Below are 23,210 nucleotides of genomic sequence, written 5' to 3'. Positions count from 1 at the left end.
ACGAGGTGCAAATGTAGGAAGAACATTCAGTTTAATCTAGTTTTTTACCAAAAAAAATCTGAATACCTTTGGGGAAATATATAACCCATGGATCGTTTCTACGCCTGCTGTACAGGTAAATTTGTCTTGTTAGGATTGGTAAATCTCGTCACTTTCATCACTTTATATGCGCAACCCAGCGACTTGATCATTTCCGAATATGTGGAAGGGTCGGGCAATAACAAAGCCCTCGAAATTTACAATGGCACCAGTTCGGGCATAAATTTGAGTACTTACACCATTCAATTGTACTCCAATGGAGCCAATACACCCACGGCTTCTTTGACTTTATTTGGTACATTGGCCGCGGGCAAAGTCTTTGTATTGGGGCGCACCGATGCCGACCGTGCCATTATTGCCGTGATGGATGTAGGGTCGAGTAATCTGGTGGCTTTTGATGGAAATGATGCCATTGTGCTACGGAAAGGTGGTGCAACGGGTACTGTCATTGATGCGATTGGGCAAATTGGTGCGAATCCTGGCAACGCCGGTTGGGGCAATGCCAATATATCCACTGTAGATAAAACCTTGCGGCGGCGCAAGGACATCTGTAATGGGGACACGGATGCCAACAATGCTTTTGATCCAGCTACCGAATGGGAAGCTTTCGCCAGCAATACCTTCGACGGCTTGGGCAAACATGCGGTGATTTGTGGTCAATTGGATCAAGGCCCACAGGTGTTGAGCACCCAGCCCTTGAACAAAGCCAATGGGGTAGCCACCAATGTCAATATTGCCATCAAGTTCAGCGAAAAAGTGGCTTTGAGTGCCAATGCTCTGAGCCTGATGGGGTCGCGTAGCGGAACGCACACCTTTACCTTGAGCCGCCTTGCTACCAATGACACCACAGACACGTTTATCCTAGATCCACAAACTGATTTTTTAGCCGGAGAAATTGTGCAAGTGAAAATCCTGGCTACGGGAGTCCAGGATCAGGACGCCAATGACCCCCCAGACAATTTAGCAGCGGATTACCTCTTTGGTTTCAATATCATTAGTACGACCACTTGTAATACGGAAGCTACCTGGATCTCGGAAATACAAGGCAGCGCTGCAAATTCGCCATTAGAAGGTCAAACTGTAGACGTTGAAGCCATTGTCACCGCTGATTTTCAAGAGCAGGAAGATGGGAGTTTGCTGGGCTTTTTTATCCAGGAAGAACAATTCGACTACGATGACAACGAACGCAGCTCGGAAGGGCTGTTTGTGTACAACAATGGCTTTGGGCCAAGGATCAGTGTCGGCGACCGGGTACGCATTCGGGCGCAGGTAGCAGAGCGGGATGGCGCAACCATATTGACCCAGGTAAAAGATCTGAAAGTATGTGCGAGCAGGCAGGATTTGCCTCCTGCTACACTGATCCATTTACCTCAGGACTCCAGCACTGCATTGGAAGCGGTAGAGGGGATGCGGGTCAGTTTTCCGCAAAAATTGACCATAGTATTCAACCACGACCTGGGGGAAACGGGGGAGTTGACCTTGTCCGCCAGTGGCCTGCAATTGCAATACACCGAATTGAATTTACCCAGTGTCAAAGAGTTTGTGCCTTACCAGCAACAAAAATTCAGCGAGCGGATCATTCTGGACGATCGTTATTCCAATACTTATCGGATTCCCGTGTACCACCTGCAAGTGAATAAGGGCAATATGCTGCGTTTGGGCAACTCGGTGGAAGGGCTTAGTGGGATCCTGGAATTCAGCAGTGGAAATTACCGCATTCGCCCCTCGGCTCCGGTCGCTTTCAGCAACGACAACCCCCGCCCAGCTGCACCACGCCCGGCGGGTGATCTCAAAATTGCCACCTTTAATGTGCTGAATTTTTTCAACGGTGACGGAACTGGAGGTGGCTTTCCTACGGCCCGGGGTGCACGCACTTTGACGGCTTTCCGCTTGCAAATGCGCAAAATTCTCCAGGCCATCATCCAATTGGACGCGGATATTTTGGGCTTACAAGAGCTCGAAAACGATGGTGGAGGCAACCGCAGCGCTGCCCAGGAACTGGTGGATTCCCTCAATGCCCTGCGTGGAGCGGGCACTTATGCCTTGAGCAGCCCAGGGGTTCGCTATGGCGCTGATCAAATTGTGGTGGGGATCATTTACAAAACAGCCAAGGTAAGGCCTGATGGAGGGCCAGTTTTTTTGAATTCCAGCAACGGGATATTTTTACAAAACCGCCTACCCCTTGCCCAAACCTTTATCGACCAACGTGGAGAACGTTTCACCCTGATCGTCAATCACCTGCGTTCCAAGCTAGGTGATGGTACCGGGCTCAATGCCGATATTCTCGATGGCCAAAGTGCTTACAATCAGGTGCGTACCGATGCCATTCAGGAAATCCTGACCTGGGTGCAGGGCGACCCAACCCGCTCGGGCGACCCCGATTTTGTGATGGTTGGGGATTTCAATGCTTATGAGCAGGAGGACCCTTTGCGTTTGTTGGAAGCAGCTGGTTTTGTGAACGTAGTACCAGCTGGCCAGAGTAAAGATTTTGACGGATTTTTAGGCGACCTCGACCATATCTTTGCCTCGCCTACGATGGCCAGGCAATTTTTGCAAGGTGCCAAATGGAACATCAATTCGGTGGAATCACTGAGTCGCTTTGAATATGAAGCAGCAGACTTGCTACCCGGCACCTCCGAAGATCCAATTGGTGACCCCTTCCGCTGTTCCGACCACGATCCGGTAGTGGCTGGTTTTACCCTGGGTTTTACCAAAAGTATGATCAATGGGGTGATCATCAAACGCAATGGGGAACCATTGGCAGGGGTAAATGTGGCCCTCAGCGGCGCTGCCCAAGCCCAAAACAATACCATAATCGATGGAAATTTTACCTTTAGCAACCTCAACGACGGCACCTATACTTTAACCCCGGCTTTGGATGTTCAAGCAGCGGAAGGCGTAAGTACTCGGGACATCATTGCTTTGCAAAAGCATATTTTAAGCATAAAACCCATTCAAAACCCCTATCAACTATTGGCCGCCGACGTGGACAATTCGGGCTCGATCACGGCACTGGATTTGGTGTTGATGCGGCGATTGATTTTGGGGCTGGATACCCGATTCAAAGCGGTACCTAGTTGGCGTTTTGTGGATGCTGGGTATGTGTTTAAAACCCCGCGTAGCCCCTGGAAAGAGGGCTATTCGACGAGTGTGCGGCTGAGTAATTTGGCGGGCAGGGCGAAGGTGAGGTTTGTGGCAGTGAAAATGGGGGATGTGGAGTGAATTATTGTAAAAGAAAAATAGCTGCATTATTTGTTGTAGAAAAAGACTTATTCCCAACAGTAATAAAACCTAAAGCATGAAAGGATTCATCTTTTTGTTGTGTTTGTTCTGCTTTTCCTGTTCGAATGGGCAAAAACTATTAACGGATAAGGTAAATGTAAATAGTAAAGAGTTGCCTGTTGCCTCATTAAAAGATGCAGGTTTCAATAGCGATTCCATTAAAAACCTATTAAATCTCATCAGAACAACTCCTCATAAAGACTTTAGAGGCTTAGTGTTGATTAAAAACAATCAAATCGTCATAGAAGAATACTACAATACCTTTTGGAGAATGAGTATCCATGATATTCGCTCAGCTGGAAAAAGTGTCACTGCCTTGCTCTTGGGTATTGCCATAAAGGATGGCCTGATTAAAAATTTAGACCAGAACGTTTATTCCCTTTTCTCCAAGAATAAAAATGCCTCAATCAATGAAGACTATAAAAAAATCAAACTCAGGCATCTCTTGGACATGTCTTCAGGGCTTGATGCGGATACGGACAACCCACAAACTATTGGACATGAGGGGAAATGGATGTCGAAAGACGATTGGAAAGCGTACCTTCTCAATGTTCCCCTGACTGCGCAACCCGGGGAAAAGTGGGTGTATGCGGATATAAATGCCTTACTGATTGGTTTGGCGATTGAAGAAGCGTCGGGAATGAGCCTAAAAGATTATGCGCAGAAAAAGTTGTTTGAACCTCTGGGCATCAAACAGTTTTACTGGTATACGAATGCTGCCAACCAGACGGGGGCTGCTGGTAATTTGTATATTTCAACATTGGATTTTGCCAAATTGGGCCTGCTTGTTGTGAATGAGGGAAAGTGGGACGGCACTCAATTCATTGATCCCAAGTATATCGAGGAATTGGTAGGGCATAAAAACTTTGACCTGTCTCCATTCGCCGATTCCTATGGAAGGTTGTGGTATAAATCCACAGGAACCATTAGAGGGAAAAAAGTGGATTATCTATTTGCGTCCGGGAATGGGGGGAATCACCTGGTTGTGGTGCCTGATGAAGAAATGGTTGTTGCGCTTACCTCCAGTGCCTACGGTCCGGGATATGGACAGGGAAGATCATTGACCATTCTGCGGATGATTCTTTCTGCACTTGAATAAATAAGAGAAGCTTAATAAACTGGCTAACCTACCCCAAAACCGCTATTTTCCATTTTTTACCCATCCCAGTACACATTTTACCCCTCTCGTACGTTATTATTGCAACGATTTTTTAATCACTTTACACATAGTCCCATGCAACACGTTTTACCCAATCACCGATTTGGGCATTTTATGCGTTTATTTCTATTTGCGCTGTGCCCTCAGCTGTGCCCATTGCAAAGCACCACCATTTACCTGCCTCCACGGAGCTTTTCTCATTTTGATTCAAGGATGAACCATCACCCACTACTTTTGCGAGACAAATGCTAATCCAAGGATTACCTTTGTGATTTTTTTATGTTCAGCTCTTTTTGTGTTTTTCAGAGGCTTTTTTAACATACCATCACACCATGAGAGAAGCTATACGCACCATAGTCCTATGGGCGATTTGTATATTTTGTGTAAGCGCACAAATTCAGGCACAGAGCTGTACTGCTTCAGCTGGCCAATTTTCCCCTAGAACTTTAAGTCGTTGCCCCGGCGATTCCATTCAAGTGAGTGTGAATGGCGCGTTTGTAGGGGAGGGGTATGCCACTGAATATTGGTTGACCGATACCAATGGCGTATTTTTGGCGAAAGCCAGTTCCACCAGAAAATTTGGTCCCCGTGCCGCAGGCAAATACTTCGTTTTTGCCTTCAACCATCAATTAAACAATACTGCTCAATTCCCACCACAGGTGGATAGTACCGTAACTCGGGTACGGCTGTCCAGTACCGGTTGTTTTGCCCTAAGTGATTCCTTGATCCTCAATCTAGAAGACCTCATTCCTCCGGTGGTCCGTTGCAAAAACGTCACCTTGTACCTGGATGAGGAAGGGATAGCTGATCTATCAACACCCAGTGTCGACGACGGCAGTTTTGAAGAATGTAGTGAAATCCGCAACCCTCGTTTGCGCAAAACTCAATTTACTTGTGTCGATCTGGGCGAAAATGCCAATACGTATTACCTGGAAGACGCTAGTGGCAACCTTGACAGCTGCAATTTTACCGTAACCGTAATTGACAATATTCGCCCGGTAGCCAATTGCCGCAATGTGACCATTTACCTGAATGCCAATGGCGTAGCCATCCTCAATGTTGATTCCCTTAACTTGAATAGCCGCGACAATTGTGGTGGAATCAAAAGTATGGAGGCCAGCCCCAATCGTTTTACTTGTGCCGATCTGGGGGCAAACTTGGTCATTTTGACCGTTAAAGATTCCAGTAACAATGTGGGTTTGTGCTCCGCAACGGTTACAGTTCTGGATACCCTTCGCCCTACGGCGAATTGCAAAAACATTGAGGTGTTTTTGGATGAGGAAGGCCAGGCTAGCATTTTGCCCAGTGCAGTGGACAATGAAAGTGTGGACAATTGTGGCACCATTGCCAGTCTGGATTTGTCCCAAACCAGCTTTACCTGTGCGGATCTGGGTGAAAAAAGGCTCACCATGACGGTTACTGACCGCAGTGGAAACCAACAAACCTGCACCCCAATCGTCACCGTTCGGGATACCATCAAACCCCGGGTGCAGTGCCGTACTACCACTATTTTTTTGGGTGTAGATGGGCAAGCTGTACTGGTACCCTCCTTAATCAGAGCAAGTGGTAGTGACAATTGCGCAGGATTGACTTATCGCCTGAGCCGGGATCGTTTCTTTTGTGCCGATCGGGGTCAGGTTGAGGTCACACTTTACGCCACTGATGCTGCCGGAAATACCGATAGTTGCAGCACTTTGATCACGGTAGTTGATCAGGTCAAACCAGAAGCAAGGTGTAAAAACATCATCGTATCCCTGGATGCTACTGGAAAAGCGGTGATTACACCGGCAATGATCGACAATGGCAGTACCGACAACTGTATCGTAGACAGTTTGGCACTGGATAAAACCAGCTTCACTTGTGAAAACATCGGTGAAAACTTGGTTACCCTCACGGTATACGACGAAGAGGGAAACCGTAGCGTTTGTTTGGCCGCAGTAACGGTATTTGATACCCTTACGCCTAGTTTTCAATGCCCTGCCGACCTGGTAATCAATTCCAACGCCGATGGAGACCAGGACTGTGGTTATACCGTAACGAACCGCCGCCTCAATCCCAGCAATCGCAAAGACAACTGCGGCGTAAGTCGGGTGTACCATAATTTTGCTGCTGCTCCTAGTGACACCACTCTGCGGGGCGCTACTTTTCCCGTAGGACTTACCCAGGTACTCTGGACCATCGAGGGTGCCAATGGCCGTCGCCAAACCTGTACAGTGAATGTTACTGTAAACGATGTACTGCCTCCGGTGCCTGTTTGTGCCGATACAGTTTTAGTACAGTTGGGTGCAAATGGTAGTCTGCGCATCGACTCCTCAACCGTAGATGCAGGCAGTTATGACAATTGTAGGATTGTAACGTTCTCTTTAAGTAAAGTGGACTTTACGTGTAAAGACATAGGTTTTCACCGCATCACGGTAACCCTGCGGGATGCTTCCGGGAATACGGCGGATACCGTAGTTGTAGTGGGCATCATCGCCGGGACTGCTTGCGGAACCCCAAAAATAAGCAATGCCAAGGGGCCAAAAATTGGAGATCCCTGCTCCTGTCGGGGCAATGGCGCTTTTGACGAAGAAATTGTGATCGGCCCGGCGCTACCCAATCAGGTTTGGCGGGTAAAAAGTACCACTTTGCGCGATTCGCTCAACTTGAATGTTTACGCGGCGGGCACCTTGTTCCGCGAGGTAAAGATCAAACCCGATTCCAGCATTTACGTATTGCGTGGGGTACACCTGGATGGACAAGGGTACACCCTGGTGGCAGAAAGCCCCTTGTTTTCCACCTCATTGAGCATTTCCAATCTTTGCAAATACCCCAAACCTCAGGTGTTTGACCTGGATAACCCCATTTGTTTGTTCACCCCCGCCATTGCGTTAACTGGAAATGGGGGCACCGGAGTGCAAGGAACGGGGAGCTTCAAAATCAACGGGCAAACGGCCACCAGCTTTAATCCCAAAACCCTGGGCACAGGTACGCATCAAGTCACTTACACCTTTGACGCCGGAAACCCGGCGGGGAAGCTGGAACCCAAAGACGTAGGCTGTACCAGCACTTTGACCAAACAAGTGGTGGTCATCAAAAACGAACCAGTCTTTGCTTGCCGATCCGACCTGAGCATCAATGTCAACAGCTCTTGCGAAGTCTTGATCACGCCTGGCATGCTGATGGTCAACAAATTTGATTGTTACGATGACTTCGAGGTGATTTTGAATTTCAATGGGACATTGGTGCCCAATCCTGTACCTGCCTCTTATGTAGGCAAAACCATCACGGGTTTCATCCGCTTCAAACCCACCCCTAACATCATTTCTTGCAACGTGAACATCGTTCTGCAAGACATCACCGGACCACAGATCAAATCTTGCCCGGCCGATAAAACTACGGGACTGGTTTGCACCGATTTTGACTCCATTTTTAACAATGTCAAAACCATCGATCCCACTTTCCGCAACTTCATGGGAAGACCAGTGGTGGAGGACAATTGCGGCGGAACCACGATCACTTTTAGCGACGCGATTTTTAATTTTGCGAACTGCCATCCCAGCTATGCCAAGGGGATCATCCGTACGTTTACGGTCAAGGATAAATTCGGCAATGCTTCAACCTGTGTGCAGCAGTTCTTTTTCCGCCGTCCTGCCGAGATTTTTTTTCCAAAAGATACCCTGGTCAAAACCAACTGTGAACAAGCCGCTTTGCCAACGGATGCCCAGGGCAACCTGAGCCCGACCATTGCCGGAAGGCCCTGGTTCATCAATGGTTTTGGCAAAAAAGTCTACCTCGACAACAGTGCCAATACTTGCAATTACTCTGCGACTTATACCGATCAGCGGGTAACGGTATGTGGGACGCGTTATGCCCTCATCCGCAATTGGAAACTGATCGATTGGTGTGACCCCAGCCGCCTACTCGAAAAACGCCAATACGTGGAAGTGGGTGATTTTGACGCGCCAATAGTGAGTAGCCCGGAACTGGATTTGGACCGCAATGGCGTGGTCGACGATACCCTGCGCTATGGGGTAGCTCCATTCAATTGTTTTGCAGCTTTTGCTTTACCCAGCCCCAAAATCAAAGATTGTTCGACGACAACTTTGACGACAGAAATCTACTCCTGGCAACCCGAAACCATCTCTGGTTTTCCAACCGGACGCATCATTTGGGCAAAACTGGATTTGCCCGTCGTGAATGGCCAGGTGCAGAACGTGCCATTGGGTACCCACTACTTCATCTTTACTGTCCGCGACATTTGCAATCAGGAAACCAAAGATACCGTGGCGTTCAAGGTGTTGGATCGTATTGCGCCCACGATGGTTTGTAATAGTGAATTCGTAGTATCACTCGGTGGGGGCGGCATGGCCAGAATCACCACAGGCGATGTCAACAAAAGTAGTCGGGACAATTGCGACAATTCCTTGAAGTTGGAAGTCCGCCGTTTGATCCCGGCTGAATGTGCACCTGATGGGGTGTCTGTTTATAGCTCCTGGGACGCCTTTGTAGATCTTAGCTGCTGTGACGTAGGCAAATTGGCCACCATCGAGCTGCGAGGTACCGACAAATACGGCAATGCCAATACTTGTATCACCCGCTTGCAAGTAGATGATAAATTGGCACCCAGCTGTACGCCTCCGCCGAATCGGACGATCAATTGTAACGATATCCCGGCTGGCCTGGACATCAGCAGTTTGGCGGTTTTGCAGCGAAACTTTGGTTTGCCTACTGTAGAAGACAATTGCGAAGTGACCTGGGAAGAACTGACCCCGCTTGTTAACCTCGACAATTGTGGAGTAGGTAGCATTACTCGCAAATTCAGAGCTAAGGATGCCGCAGGCAACGTATCTGAAAGCATTTGTGAACAAGTCATCACTGTCAATCCAGTCCACAACTACGAAATCAAATTCCCCAAGGATGTAGTCAGTTATTGTGGTACCCCTTTACCGGATACTTTGTTATTGGATGAACTGGCTTGTGATGTGTTGGCTATAAACGTGGAGGACCGGCAATTTACCATCCCTGGCGGGGGCTGTTATCAGATTTTTCGCACCTATCAAGTGATGAATCTTTGTGAATACGACGATGTTTCGGCACCGACTATTTTGAGCCGGGACATGGATTGTGATTTGCTTCCGGGGGATGAAAACCTTTGGTTGATGGTTCGCCCCAACGGCGTCACCTATCTGGACAAAGACAACAACGAAAACAATGTTTTTCCCCGCAACAACGAACGTGGGCGCTCCTGTGATGGTCTGGGCAACCCAATCGGACACTGGAGCAACAGCAACATCAATCAGTCCCTGAAATCGCGTGGTTTTTGGCAATACACCCAACAAATCACGGTAATTGATACCGTCAAACCCGTCATCAATTATAACCAGGGTGCACCATTTTGTAGCAATGACAACAGTACTTGTAACGGTAGTGTAGACTTGTTGTATACCGTTTTTGAAAATTGTACGCCGAATGGTTTGCAGCTGAGTGCCGGAGTTGACCTCAACAACAATGGCAGCATTGATCGGCAATTGGCCGCCAGCGAAATTCAGGGTACCTATCCCAACTACCGCATCAAAGGTACTTTCCCCATTGGTACCCATAGCTTTGTGGTGCAGGTAAAAGATGCCTGTGGCAATATTGGTACCCGCAGTTTGACTTTCCGGGTGGTGGATTGTAAGGCTCCTTCCCCCATTTGTAAAAGTGGGATCACCGTGACCTTGCAGGCGCTGAATCCAGCACGCGACATCAACGGCGACGGCAAGGAAGACTTGGCTTATGCAGTGGTCAAAGCAGCAGATTTTATTGCCAGTCCAACTACCGACTGCTCTGGCCCAATCCGCTACTCCATCAACCGTGAAGGAGCCATCCCCAAGATCAATCAGGATTCCCTCTTATTGACTTGTACGGATGAAGGGACCGTCATTGTGGAAGTATACGCCTGGGATAGTGCGAATAACCCCACTGCGATGCAGCCCGATGGACGCCTGGGCGGGCCGAATCATGATTTTTGCCTCAATTTTGTCACGGTTCAAAACAATGGGGACATTTGTATTCCCTTACCACAAGGCTTATTGGGTGGCCTCATCCAAACTGAATCGCGCCAAGGTTTGCCCAATGTAGAGATTACCCTCAGCGGGCAGGCCTCTAACCGCACAACTTCGACCCCTACGGGCAATTACGTTTTTCTCAATTTGGTCGAAGGCAATGACTACACCATTACCCCTCGACTCAATACCGACCACGTCAACGGGGTATCCACCTTTGATTTGTTGTTGATCCGCAAACACATCCTGGGTGTTACAGCTCTGGATTCTCCTTACAAGTTGATCGCTGCGGATGCCAATGCTTCCAAATCGGTTACGACGCTGGATTTGATTGCCATTCAAAAACTGATTTTGAACCTGGATGTTGCTTTTAAAAACAATACCAGTTGGCGTTTTGTCGATGCCAACTACCGCTTCCCAGACCCAACGAATCCCTGGGCACAATCTTTTCCCGAGAGCTATAGCATCAATGACCTTTTTGGCCAAAAACTTGCTGCCAATTTTATTGCGGTGAAAATTGGGGATGTCAATGTGTCGGCCATTTTGGGCTTTAAAACGCCTGAAATTCGAACGGAAAACGACCCAATGTGGATTGAGCTGGAAGATCAACACTTACAAAGTGGGCAACTCCATACGGTAGCCGTTCGGGTCAAAGATCTGGCTAATATCCAGGGCTATCAAATGGCGCTGAGTTATGCCACCTCCAAGGCCGAATTGATTGACATCCAATACGGATTGGCCAAAGCAGAAAACTTCGGCATCTTCAAATCTGAAGGGCTGATTACAACCAACTGGTACAGCGATCAACCAGCCCTAAACCCGGATGCAGTGTTGTTTACGCTGGTATTTCGGGCAAAAACCAAGGCGAAATTGAGCGAGATTTTACACCTGAGCCCCGGGCGTATGCAAATCGAAGCCTACAACTTCGCCGACGAACGTTTGCCGATTCAATTGCGCTTCAATGAAAGGGAAATTCAGGTACCCAATTTTGAATTGTTCCAAAACGTGCCGAACCCATTTCAGGAGAGTACCTTGATTCGTTTTTATTTGCCAGAGGCAAGTGAAGGAAGGATGCTGGTGTATGATGCCGCGGGGAGATTGTTGAAGGAGATCAAAGGCGATTTTGTACGGGGAGTGAATCAGGTTGAATTGAGGGATGAGGAGTTGCCGAGTGGGGTGTTGTATTATTCGTTCCGGAGTGCACGGTATTCCGCAACACGAAAGATGATCAAAAAATAACGTAGGGGCAGCCCTTGCGGCTGCCCTTTGTAAAATCAGTAGGGCGACCGCAAGGGTCGCCCGTACGTTTATTTTATGGTAAACCAAACTGGTTTGGTATGATAATTCGCATCATTGCCACCAATGGTATTCAATGATTCCCGATTCCATACATATTCCGAGTTGAAGCGTGGCCGTAAGCGATAGGCCAATTTGCCACCATTGTCGATGTACAATGCAGGAGGTGGTGCAAAACCAGTATACACATCACTACTGTAGTTGTAGCGACGCATGTCGGTCCAGGTTTCCAAAGACCCAATTACCCAGCAAGCGATGTACTTCTGCAACATAATGTCGCTCAATTTCAGGGCATCTGAAGTTTGAGGCACAGCTGCGCTGGCCATATAGGTATCACGAGCGGCAGCGGGCACCTTGGCCAGATCCATGTGGGCGATGATTCCTTTTTTAAATGCATCATAAGCCAGGGCTTTGTCTCCTTTGATGAAGGCAGCCTCTGCCTTGATGAACTGAATTTCGGAATAAGTCACCAAAGGATGAACCGCATTGTTGGTAAAGAAATATTTACCAGGAAGGGTAGACACTGTTGCCGAAGGGTTTGCGCCCCACAGGTTTGGCATCCGTTTTGGATCCGTATTGCTGGTTACCGGGTCGCCCTTGGTAGGGATAACTCCCCGGAAAGTACCGTCTGCTGAAGCGGTGAGCATCAAGGGCAAACGAGGATCCGTTACACCATTAAATACGGTTCCATTCAGTAAATTTAGGAAAAATACAGTTGGTCGGAAATTGTTCAAGTTTCCGCGGAGAGGGCCGAAGAAGTTGCCGTCCAAAGAATTGGTTCCGGCATGTGGTACACTAAAATTGTCATCATTGCTGGCCAATGATTTATCGCAATACTCGATCACTTTGGCTGGATCGTAATTTGACTTATTGCTGTAGCGTTGGGCCGTGTGAGCCAAAACGGAATAAGCAAATTTGATCCACTTTGTACGATCGCCCTTGTAAACCAAATCACCCCGCCCCAGGTTGGCTACACTCACGTTGCCGTCGGTGCGACTCAGATCGGCCAGGGCCTCATTGGCCAGACGGGTTGCTTCCTGGTAAACTTCTTCCTGTGGATCGAAATTGAATACATATCGGTTGGGCTCCCAGGCTTCTTTGAGGATGATTTCCCCATGTAGATCCGTGGTGTTTTGCCAGCTCCAAGCCCGAATTGCTTTGGCTACGCCTACATAATCCCATTGCTCTTTGAGTGTACCTTGTTCGATGATGATGTCAACGTTTTTGCCAATCGACCAGTAGTTGCTGCGCCATACGTCACCACCAGCATCACTTCCGGGAACATAACCATGTTGATCCCATACGTTATTGGTAGCTACCTGTGCCCAGTTTTGATTGTATTGGCTGACAAAACGGGTGTCAAAAGAAACGCCCCGAACCATTTGGCCCAACATAGGCGGCAAAATGGCAAAACCTTCTGCAACCTGAGGGTTGCTGGGGTCGAAGTTGATGTCCAGATAATCGTCACAACCATTAAAGACGAATAAGCCCATCAACCCAATAAATGCAACAATGATTTTATTTTTCATGATTGAATTCACTTTTGAGTTAAATGTTAGAATGAAACGGTGATACCGGCTGAAACCTGGCGTGGCAAGGAAGTTTTACCAAAATCCAAGCCAAATCCACCTGCACCGCCCGTCGCTGGGCTGGTTACACTTATGTAGGGGTCTGCACCGGTGTAGTTGGTAATCAACAAAAGGTCGGTACCATTGACAAACACACTCAGTTCTTTGATGGTACGGCCCTTACCCAGGGTTGGGAAGCTGTACCGCAAAGTCACATCGCGCAAACGCAGCCAATTGATGTCTCTTTCAATAAAATCTTCGGCAGAAAGAGCAGTGGTGTAGTACAACTCATTGGCACTAGGGATTATTTCCTTTGTGTTCACTGTTGGCGTTTCACTCTCTTCTTTACCGTCACGCAATACACCAGGAACAACAATAGGTTTGTCGCGATCCAAGGTGCGTTTGCTCAAACCAGTACGAGTCAGATAGAGTTCGTTACCATTGAAAATATCGCCACCTTTACGAATGTCCAACAGGAAGGACAGGCTGAAATTTTTAAACGTAAAGCTGTTCACCAAACCAACCGTAAAATCTGGGTTGCGATCGCCCATTGGCAAGAAGTTCGAGTTCATAATCGGGAAACCCGTCGTAGGATTGATCAAGACCTGACCCTTGCTGTTGCGCAGGTAGGTAAATCCACCAATAGCAGTTGCTGAACCCGCACCACGGCCATTTACTGGCTCATAAAAGCGGTTGTTGGGTTGGTTGAAACGAGCTGCCAATAGATCGGCAGGCGCAAAAGCACTGGCGCGTACGTTGTCGTAAACCCAGGTGTCGGAGTTGTAATATTCTGATTGAGCGGCTGGCAGTTCTACTACCTTGGTTTCGTACTTGGTGAAGTTTACATTCATTTCCCATTCAAAGTTTTGGGTCCGCACAGGTACCAGCCCCAATTGAAGCTCGTAACCCTTGGTATTCAGGTCGCCACCATTGAGCAAGCCAAAGATGAACCCTGTACCATAACTCAAACGTTGGGAAATGATCTGGTCGATCAAGGTTTTGGAGAACCAGCTCGCTTCCAGCGTGATCCGCCTTTTGAAGAAGCTCATTTCTGTCCCGAATTCATAACTTCTCACGGTTTCAGGTTTCAGGTTTGGGTTGTCTCCAAAGAAGTCGTACAAAAATCCTCCACCAGTTGAGGTTTGTGGCACTAAACGGGCCCGGATTTTATAAGCTGGTGCAGGGTTACCCACTTCCGCAAAGGTTGCACGCAACTTGAGGTTGTCTAATATGCTTTCTTTACCCCGAAGGAAAGGCATATCCATCACGTTCCAGGCCAGACCTACCGATGGGTAGAAATAAGAACGGTTTTCAATGGGAAGGGTAGAAGACCAGTCATTGCGTCCAGTAACATTCAGGGTTATCCAATCATCAAAAGTGAAATTGGCCTGTGCAAATGCCCCCAACAAACGAGAACGGGTCAAGATGGTCTTGTTCCGCATCGTAGTTGGTTCAACGTTGTTGATGCTGTTAAAATCTGGCAGAAACAGCTTTTCACCGTATACAGAGGTGGTTTCGTACCGACGATCATCGATTGATCCCCCTGCTTGTACGGATAAACTGAGTTTGCCAACGTTTTTATGCAGGTTGGCAAAAAAGTTGCTGTTGAGCAAACGACCAAGATCGGTATAGTTTTCAAGCCATCCACCCCGGCTAAAGCCAATATTGGAATAAGGGTGGAAAAAACGGTTGGCATTGGTCGAGTGAATGTCAGCACCAAAACGCGCATTCAAACTCAACCAGGAGGTTACATCTGCTTTTAGGCTGATGTTGGCGTTGGTCCGATCTGTTTGTTCCTGGCGCGCGTTATTGTTCACATTGAAAAACGCGTTGTCATTGTCATTACTGTTGGTAGCCGTAGGTAAAGTCAAGATACGGGTGCCATCAGCTTTCTCATACTGACTGGCGTCTTTATCACTAGGAAAACGCATCAATCCCGTCAGGTACCCTTCAGCGCCACCGGGAGGTAAGATATTTTTGTTGCGGACATAACTGAAACGGCTGGTCACTTTGAGCCATTTCAATACTTGAGCATCGGTATTCAAGGCTGCATTGACCTGCTGGAAGCGATTAGTCTGAATGATCCCTTTGCTATCGAGGTAAGAAGTCGACATCCGGTAAGTCAGCCGCTCGTTGCCACCTTCAAAGGCTAGGTCATGGCGTTGGTTGGTTCCACGTTGGAAAAAGTTGCCAACGTTGTCGTAGAATTGAGTGCCGGCAGCGTACTTTGGACCAAAATAATCAGGGTCCGTGACTTCAATCGCTCCATTGCGACCACGGCCATAAACCTTTTGAGTTTCAGGGAACAAGTACAATTCTGAACCTGCAAATCGGTTATTGTAGGTCACTTTCCCAGTCCCAGCTTTACCTTTACGGGTCGTAATGAGGATTACACCATTGGCACCTTCATTGCCATATAATGCTGCTGCTTCAGGCCCTTTCAATATTGAAATTTTTTCAATATCGTTGTTGTTCAATTCGGCCAGGCGGCTACCGATGTCGTCGCGGTTGTTGTTGACGTTGCCATTGACACCTGTAGCATCAGAGTGCAGGTTGTGCTGATCCAGCGTTCCACTGTTGACAGGCAAACCATCAATGACAATCAAAGGCTGGTTGCTGCTACCCAGGGAATTCACCCCGCGCAAGTTGATGTTGACCGATCCCCCGGCTACACCCGAAACAGGTGTAAGGCTCAAACCCGCAATACGACCTTGCAAACTTAAAAAGGCATTGTCCCGTTGGGTGTTTTGCAATACTTTGCCTTCAACCGCTTGAGAAGAATACGTTAACCTCTTCTTGTTTGCTTCAAGACCTAATGCAGTTACAGTTACTTCTCCCAATAGTTGGGCATCATCCTGTAGGGTAATGTTGATTACAGTGCGGTTGCCCACTACCACGGTTTGTTTGGCGAAACCAGTAAAACTGATTTCAAGAACCGCATTGGCGGGCACATCCAGGCTAAATTCACCTTGTACATCGGTTACAGTACCTTGTGAGGTGCCTTGTATCAAAATGCTTGCTCCAGGCAGTGCGCCACCCTCGGCATCGGTCACTTTTCCACTCACCCGCGTTTGTGCGGAAGCGGATACCAGCAACCCAGTAATCAATAAAAAAACACCCAACATCTTGCGCAACAAGACGGGCGTACTAGTGAGGTAATACTTGAGCATACTACTACTGTTTTAAATGATAGACATGTATTTGAGTCGTGCTGGCGAGTAGGTGTGAAGCCACTCACCTGGCGGCTAAGCTCTTGTTGAGATGCAGGTAAACAAACTTAGGGATTGAATGTAGCAGTCTGTGAATTTTGTCTATCTATTTGCCAGCACAATGAGAAGTGAAAAACTGCATGGGATAAAGATATAAGCTTTTGGCATATTATTGTGCAAAAGGGTGAATTTTATTTGGCCCATTGGGGGAGCGTTCCAACGGCTGTTGCCAAAATAGTGTCTTTAGTGGAAACAAGGTATGTGATGAAAAATTTACTACTCTTTACTTGTCTTGCCTTTGGATGTTGCTCTTGTGCGACCATCCTCAACCCAAGCCACAAGGCTATGACGATTTATACCTCCGGCCCCAGCAAAATCATCATCAGGAAGGACACCTTACAAACGGAAGGCAATGAGGCTCATTTTTTGGTTTCGAGGAGTAAAGAAGCGCTGAACCTGCGAGTGGTCGCTGATTCAAGTGATCAATCTCTGACTGTCAAAGCCAAAAACTCCTTTGCCTATTACCTCAATATCCTGTACAATTACGGCTTAGGGATGTTGGTAGATAAAAACAATCCCAAACGTTATACCTATCCTCGCCGCATATTTGTGGACTCGGCAGAGGATGGAGGTTTCAAAACGTACCCGGCAACTCAACGGGGTGACCTCAATTTTCAAATCTCTTTACCTTACATCAATTCATTCATAACCCAGCCCTTTGGTGAAAACCGAAAAACCAGGACTGGCTTTTGGGGCTTAGGGGTAGGGGTAGATTATTACCACCAGGATCGGCAATACCTGAGTTTGGATGCACGTACTGTGAGTGATTTTTTCTTACCGATTCTGGCACCAGTGCCGTATGCAAGTGGACAGGATTTTATGAGTTCGAGTTATTTGTCCCTGAGCAATCACCACCGCATCAAACGTTTTGATTGGGGTTATGGATTGAGTTGGATTGAAAATCGATGGGGTAGGGATGTTTACGAGGAAGTCTTTGATCCTGGTATTTACTTGGTAAGACAGCGGAAGAGGCATCAGGCACTGGGCTTGGAGTTTTCGGGGTATTACTTTACCGGGCGTAGTTTTCACATGGGCTTGATTTATCGACCCAGTTTTGTGCGATTGTATACCGATCCGGTGTTGAAGTATGAACATTTGATCAGTGTGGATTTGGCGTGGAAGATCAGGTTGTGAGCGGGGCGAAGGATAAGCAAAAGCGACAAAAATTATCACAAAGAAAACACTGAGGCAGCACAGAGGACACAAAGTTAGACGTTGACGAGGGTTCTGATCAAAACCTGGGTGTATCGCTTTGTCAACGTCTAACTCTGTGTCCTTTGAGTCCTCTCTTTTTTCCTTTGTGCTAATTTTTGTCGCTTTGGTTTAGTGCCTTAGTGCCTTTGTGGCAAAGCAATCACTCACTCCGCAGCGAATCCAACGGATTACTCAAGGCACTGCGCAAAGCCTGAAAACCAATCGTAAGCACCGCCAGTAAACCCACGGCAACACCCGCCAGCACAAATACATCCCAACGAATCTGATAGCGGTACGCAAAATCCTTGAGCCATTCCTGCATCAGGTACCAGGCCAAAGGTGCCGCGATTACTAGAGCGACCAATACCAGCTTGAGGAAATTTTGCAGCAGCATGCCCAAAATACTGCCCACCGATGCCCCCAATACCTTGCGAATGCCGATTTCCTTGCTGCGTTGTTCGGCCAGGTAAGTAGACAGGGCAAACAAGCCCAAACAGGCAACAATGATGGCCAGCAGGGCAAAATTGCTACAAATGCGCCCGACCCGTTTTACATCGTTGTACATTTGGGCAAAACTATCGTCTAGAAAGCTGTAGCGAATGGGTTGGCTGGGGGCGATGTCTTTCCAGGTAGCGCTGATGTCTTGCACCGCTTTTTGCAGGTCGTCACTGTGTAGTTTTACTGCAACCATATTCGGACTACTGCCCAATACCAGGCACATTCCCTCGATGTTTTCACGCATGGATTCAAAGTGAAAATCTTCCACCACCCCGATGATGGTCAATTTCATCCATCCATTGGTGATGCGTTCGCCCAGGGGTTGAGCAAAATTGAGTTTTCTGGCCAGGGCCTGGTTGATGATCACTCCTTGGGAGTCACTGCGCATGCCTTCCATGAAATTCCTGCCTTTGACAATCTTCATTCCCATGGTATGTAGGTAATCATAGTCAATCTGCCACATTTGTGAGGCGAATGAATTGCCTTGCTGTTCTTTTTTTTCATCCCACATTTCGGTACCATTTCTTTTTGCACCGTTGATGGGTAAATAGTCACTCACCGTCACTGCATCCACTGAGGGCAATTGCTGCAATTGTTTTTTCAGGGTTGGAAGTTTGTCCCCCAAGGTTTGGGTGCCTTGTAGGAGCATGACCTGATCTTTTTCAAAACCCAGTTTTTTGTTCAGGATAAAATTCATTTGGCGGGTTACGACCAAAGTGCCGATGATCAGCACAATGGAAGTGGTGAATTGAAAAACCACCAATGCACTGCGCAAACCGCTGTTTTTGCTGCCCTTGCTCAATTTGCCCTTGAGTACCTGGATGGGTTTGAAAGAGGAAAGGTAAAAGGCTGGATAGATGCCAGCCAATAAACCCACCAATATGGTTGAGGCCGCAATGCTGGGCAAAAACCACCAATTGAGCCAGGGCAATTGCAAGGATTTTCCCGAAAGTTGATTGAAGTAGGGGAGGAGTACCCAGGCCAAAACCAGGCCCAGCAAAAAAGAGAAGGCACTGAACAATAGCGACTCACTCAAAAATTGGCCAATCAGATATTCCCGGGTTGAACCCACCGTTTTGCGCAAACCCACTTCTTTGGCGCGATTGGCCGAACGGGCAGTAGACAAGTTGATAAAATTGATGACTGCAATCAGCAAAATAAAGGCCGCAATGGCTCCAAAGAGCCATACAAAACGGATATCACCTTTGCTCAGGTCGTCGTCAATGTCGGCGGAGTGCAAGTGGATGTCGGAGACAGCTTGTAAATACAGCCGCCCACTTTTTTTGATGCGATCTTGCTCGGCTTTGGAAAGATTGGCGCCCATATACTTTTCTATAATGACTGGCATTAGTTTTTGCTCCAGTTTGGCAATGTCCGTTCCTGGGCGAAGCAACACATAGGTGTGGTAATTGCTGGCGTTCCAATTGCTTCCTTCACCCGGATAAAACTCCAAACCCTTCATGGTGATCAAAAAATCGAATTGGAGGTGTGAATTGGAGGGGAAATCGGCGATGACACCCCCAATTTTGATCGGTTTGTCGCTTTGGTTGTTGGCAATGAGGGTTTTACCCACCGGGTTTTCATTGGGGAAATATTTATCAGCTTTCCGTTTGGTGATGACAATGGTATTGGGCTCGTCCAGGGCGTGTTTGGGATCGCCGTACACCATTGGTATTTGCAGGATGTCCAATAGTTCCTGATCGGCAAAGGTGAATCCTTCTTCGTAGGTGTTTTGGTTGGACTCAGCGCGGCGGATGGGGTTACCTCCTCCGGTAAAAAGGCTGTTCGGATTGATGCGGGCAACCTTTTCAAACTCGGGGAATTCGTCCTTCAGTGCTTTGGCAAATGGTGCTGGGAAATCGACCCCTTTGCCAGCAAACTCCCCCTCGGTCATCTCGCCGATCACGCGGTAAATGCGCCCTGTTTCGGGGTAATGGCGGTCGTAGTTGAGTTCATCGAGGATGAACAAGGCGATCAACAAACAAGCGGCAATACCTATGGCAAAGCCGCCGATTTTGATGCTCGAATACATTTTGTGCTTGGCCATGTTGCGCCAGGCGATTTTGAAATTGCTTTTGTACATGTCGGGTGAAAATTGAATGGTGATTTTGCGAATGGTAGACAGTCGGAAAGAACGCAAAACATCCCACACAAAGGCACGGCGGGCCAGCTTCGGCCCTTTTTCGAAGCAGCGTACATCGAATAACTCATAAGCATCGCCCTGGATTTCCTCCAGCAACTCAGGACGGCAATACCACTCCAAAAAGCGGTCGGCCCAACGGGGTGGTTGTGGTGGCTTGGCAGTGCTCATGCCATGTTGGTTTTGGGTGCAAAACCGGGGATTTGATCCCAGAGTTTCAGGTAGGTATCCCGAGATTGCTCCAGTGCGGCCCGTCCGGCTTGGGTGATGTCGAAGAGGCGTTTGCGGCGGCCCCCGCGTTGGGTGGTGGCTTCACTCCATTCCGAACGTAGGTAGCCTTTTTCCTCCAGGCGGCGCAGGGCGGCGTGCACCGCACTGATGTTGACCGAACGCCCGGTTTGTTGTTCAATTTCTTCCATTACGGATACGCCGTAGGCATTGCCGTGGAGTACGGCTACGAGCAATAAAACGAGTTCTTCAAATTCGCCGAGGTGGATGCGGAACATGGTGTATTTGTTTTGCAAAAGTAAAAGTAATAGATATGTTTCAGATTTGCAAATGAAATAAGGGGAGTGAAAAGAGAATAGTGAAAAGTGAAAAGCAGGGTGGGGGAGAAAAGCTGTAAAATTTGAGAACAAATTCCACTGATTTATTGCCAATTAAACCCTGAGAAAGTACCAAAATGATTTTAAATCGTGCTTAATTTTATTGACTGAATACTAGTAAATGCCTCTTTGAGAAATACTGACCGATCCCTCTGATTGTTTTCATAAATAAACAATATCAGCGTTTTATTGAAAAATGTGCCTGCATATATCTGCTGTGCGGGAGTTTGACTATATAAATTTCTACTAACAAAATGGAGAAATAAATAGGGTTGATTATTGATCTGGATAATTTTTTTAGCCTTCCATTTTACTGGTTCATCTACAGTGGCGTATTCTATTTTTTTTTCAAGGTCACTGGCAAGTCCTAATAAAAAAGTATTGTCAACTTCAGGATGTAAATCTTCCTTTTTTTGACAGTAGTAAACAACACTTAAGCGATCAAAAGAATCTCTACAAATTTCTTTGTAAATAAAACCAGACTCTTGTATCAAGCAACTATTTTTATTGAGTAGTCGGTATTTTTTTGAACCACAACACCTACAATCACTACGATCATCCCAATCTAGCAAAGTATTGTACCGATTGGGGACATAAATGCTCAATTTACCCAAAAGACCCTCTTCTTCATAATTGCTCAATACAATTTCTTTTTGGTAAAATCCTGTTGGAGGCTTACGATTGATTAAGTCACAAGCAGAGTAAAGAATAACGATTCCCAAAAACAGCAAAGTCCTCATAACACGTCCTTTCTGTTTTAACCAGGAATCCTGAAAAGGTTACATTGTAACGAGGCAGCACTTAAAACTATAAACTTGTCAACCCATTTTTAAGCACCTCCAGCACCCAATCCACCTCTTCCTTCGTCACCACCAGCGACGGCTTCAAATTCAAAATATTCCCCTGAATCAACTTAAACGAAATCCCCCGCTCCATACAAAATCCCATCAATTGATTGGCTTCCTCAATGGCCCGGGTTTTGGTCTGGCGATCTTTGACCAAATCCACCGCCAAATTGAGGCCGAGGCCACTAACATTGCCAATGATTGGAAAATCAGCCTGGAGCTTCAATAAACCAGCCTTGAAGTATTGCCCCAGCTCACGCGCATGTGCAACCAGCTCTTTTTGCTCCACCTCTTCAATCACCGCTCTGGCCACCGCAGCACAAAGGGGATTTTTCTCATGGGTATAATGTCCAATGGACTTGTGCTCCAGTACATTCAGCTCCTCACGGCCAATGATGCCGGCATAAGGGACAATTCCGCCACCAAATCCTTTTCCTACGACGATAATATCTGGCGTTACAAAATGCTCACTGGCAAACATTTTGCCCGTACGGCCGAAGGCGGTATAGATTTCGTCAAAAATGAGCAGGATGCCATGTGCTTTGCAGAGTTGCTGCACCTGTTCCCAATAGTAGCGGGTGGGCACGGTGGAATTGTAAAAAATGGGCTCGCTGATGAGTGCGGCGATATCGGGATTGAACTCAATTTGGGTGCGCAAGTGCCGCAGGTATTCGTCATCGATTTGTTGCTGATCAGTCCAGCCCCAGGGGTTGCGGTAGTAATCCGGCAATTCGAGGTGAATGGCTCCAGGAATCACCGGCCCCAAACCTTCCCGAAAATGCGCATCTGCCCCCAGCGAAACCGCCTGAAAACCCGCCCCATGGAAAGTCCCATAATAGGAGAGGGTCTTCCATTTGCCCGTATACAATTTGGCCAGCATCACCGCCATTTCAATAGCTTCCGAACCACCGGGGCAAAAAAGGACACGGGTGAGGCCCTCGGGGGCAATGCTCAGCAGTTTTTCCGCCAATTCCACGGCTGGCTCATTCGTAAACCGCCGAGGCGCAAAAGTTAGGTTTTCCGCAATTTGTTGCTGGATGGCCTGGATTACCCCGGGATTTTGATAACCCACCGTATGGACGCCATTGCCATGCAGGTCGAGGTATTTTTTACCTGAACCATCGTAGATGTAAGCCCCTTCGGCACGGGTGATGGCGTTGAAAACCGGGGTGGAAAGGGTTTGGTGAAAAAAGACTTGGGCATCGCGGTCGAGCAAGGCTTGGGTAGCGTCGTTGTTTTCGATGGCGAGGGAGCGAATGTTCTCGCCCTGGTTGACTGGTGCTGGCATG

10 protein-coding genes are annotated in these 23,210 nt (G+C 47.6%); 4 read left to right on the top strand and 6 right to left on the bottom strand.

Features of this window, described 5'->3' with window-relative positions:
- The first annotated feature begins 87 nt into the window (after positions 1-87).
- The 3 genes from ACO08K_RS28495 (at position 88) to ACO08K_RS28485 (ending at position 11,745) form a co-directional block, all read left to right on the top strand.
- Complete coding sequence (locus tag ACO08K_RS28495; RefSeq protein ID WP_421799897.1) at positions 88-3,261, top strand: ExeM/NucH family extracellular endonuclease; 3,174 nt, start codon at positions 88-90, stop codon at positions 3,259-3,261.
- 76 nt (positions 3,262-3,337) lie between these two features.
- A complete protein-coding gene (locus ACO08K_RS28490) occupies positions 3,338-4,420 on the top strand; it encodes a serine hydrolase domain-containing protein (protein WP_421799896.1) in 1,083 nt (360 codons plus the stop codon).
- 392 nt (positions 4,421-4,812) lie between these two features.
- Positions 4,813-11,745: a T9SS type A sorting domain-containing protein gene (locus ACO08K_RS28485; RefSeq protein ID WP_421799895.1), complete on the top strand. Its 6,933-nt coding sequence runs from the start codon at positions 4,813-4,815 to the stop codon at positions 11,743-11,745.
- A gap of 68 nt (positions 11,746-11,813) precedes the next feature.
- On the opposite strand, the gene ACO08K_RS28480 is transcribed toward ACO08K_RS28485, so the two are convergent.
- Positions 11,814-13,331, bottom strand: coding sequence for a SusD/RagB family nutrient-binding outer membrane lipoprotein (locus ACO08K_RS28480; protein WP_421799894.1), 1,518 nt, complete (start codon positions 13,329-13,331; stop codon positions 11,814-11,816).
- A gap of 26 nt (positions 13,332-13,357) precedes the next feature.
- A complete protein-coding gene (locus ACO08K_RS28475) occupies positions 13,358-16,540 on the bottom strand; it encodes a SusC/RagA family TonB-linked outer membrane protein (protein ID WP_421799893.1) in 3,183 nt (1,060 codons plus the stop codon).
- A gap of 384 nt (positions 16,541-16,924) precedes the next feature.
- Between ACO08K_RS28475 and ACO08K_RS28470 the strand changes: the two genes are divergently transcribed.
- A complete protein-coding gene (locus ACO08K_RS28470) occupies positions 16,925-17,773 on the top strand; it encodes a hypothetical protein (protein ID WP_421799892.1) in 849 nt (282 codons plus the stop codon).
- A 220-nt stretch (positions 17,774-17,993) separates the two neighbouring features.
- Here ACO08K_RS28470 and ACO08K_RS28465 read toward each other — a convergent pair whose 3' ends face one another.
- The 4 genes from ACO08K_RS28465 to pbfA form a co-directional block, all read right to left on the bottom strand.
- Entirely contained in the window at positions 17,994-20,642 is a 2,649-nt protein-coding gene (locus ACO08K_RS28465; RefSeq protein WP_421799891.1) for an ABC transporter permease, read from the bottom strand.
- Positions 20,639-20,977, bottom strand: a complete 339-nt coding sequence (locus tag ACO08K_RS28460) for a PadR family transcriptional regulator (RefSeq protein WP_421799890.1) — start codon at positions 20,975-20,977, stop codon at positions 20,639-20,641. Before ACO08K_RS28460 ends, ACO08K_RS28465 begins: the two co-directional genes overlap by 4 nt.
- A 182-nt stretch (positions 20,978-21,159) precedes the next feature.
- Positions 21,160-21,816: a hypothetical protein gene (locus ACO08K_RS28455; protein ID WP_421799889.1), complete on the bottom strand. Its 657-nt coding sequence runs from the start codon at positions 21,814-21,816 to the stop codon at positions 21,160-21,162.
- A 67-nt stretch (positions 21,817-21,883) separates the two neighbouring features.
- Positions 21,884-23,209 carry a (R)-1-hydroxy-2-aminoethylphosphonate ammonia-lyase gene (gene pbfA, locus ACO08K_RS28450; protein ID WP_421799888.1) on the bottom strand — a complete coding sequence of 442 codons (1,326 nt, stop codon included), beginning with the start codon at positions 23,207-23,209 and terminating at the stop codon, positions 21,884-21,886.
- Between the last annotated feature and the right edge of the window lies 1 nt (position 23,210).

Origin of the sequence: Haliscomenobacter sp. (assembly GCF_965225875.1) — a bacterium.
Classification (GTDB): Bacteria; Bacteroidota; Bacteroidia; order Chitinophagales; family Saprospiraceae; genus Haliscomenobacter.
This window is presented reverse-complemented; position numbering and strand designations above follow the sequence as displayed.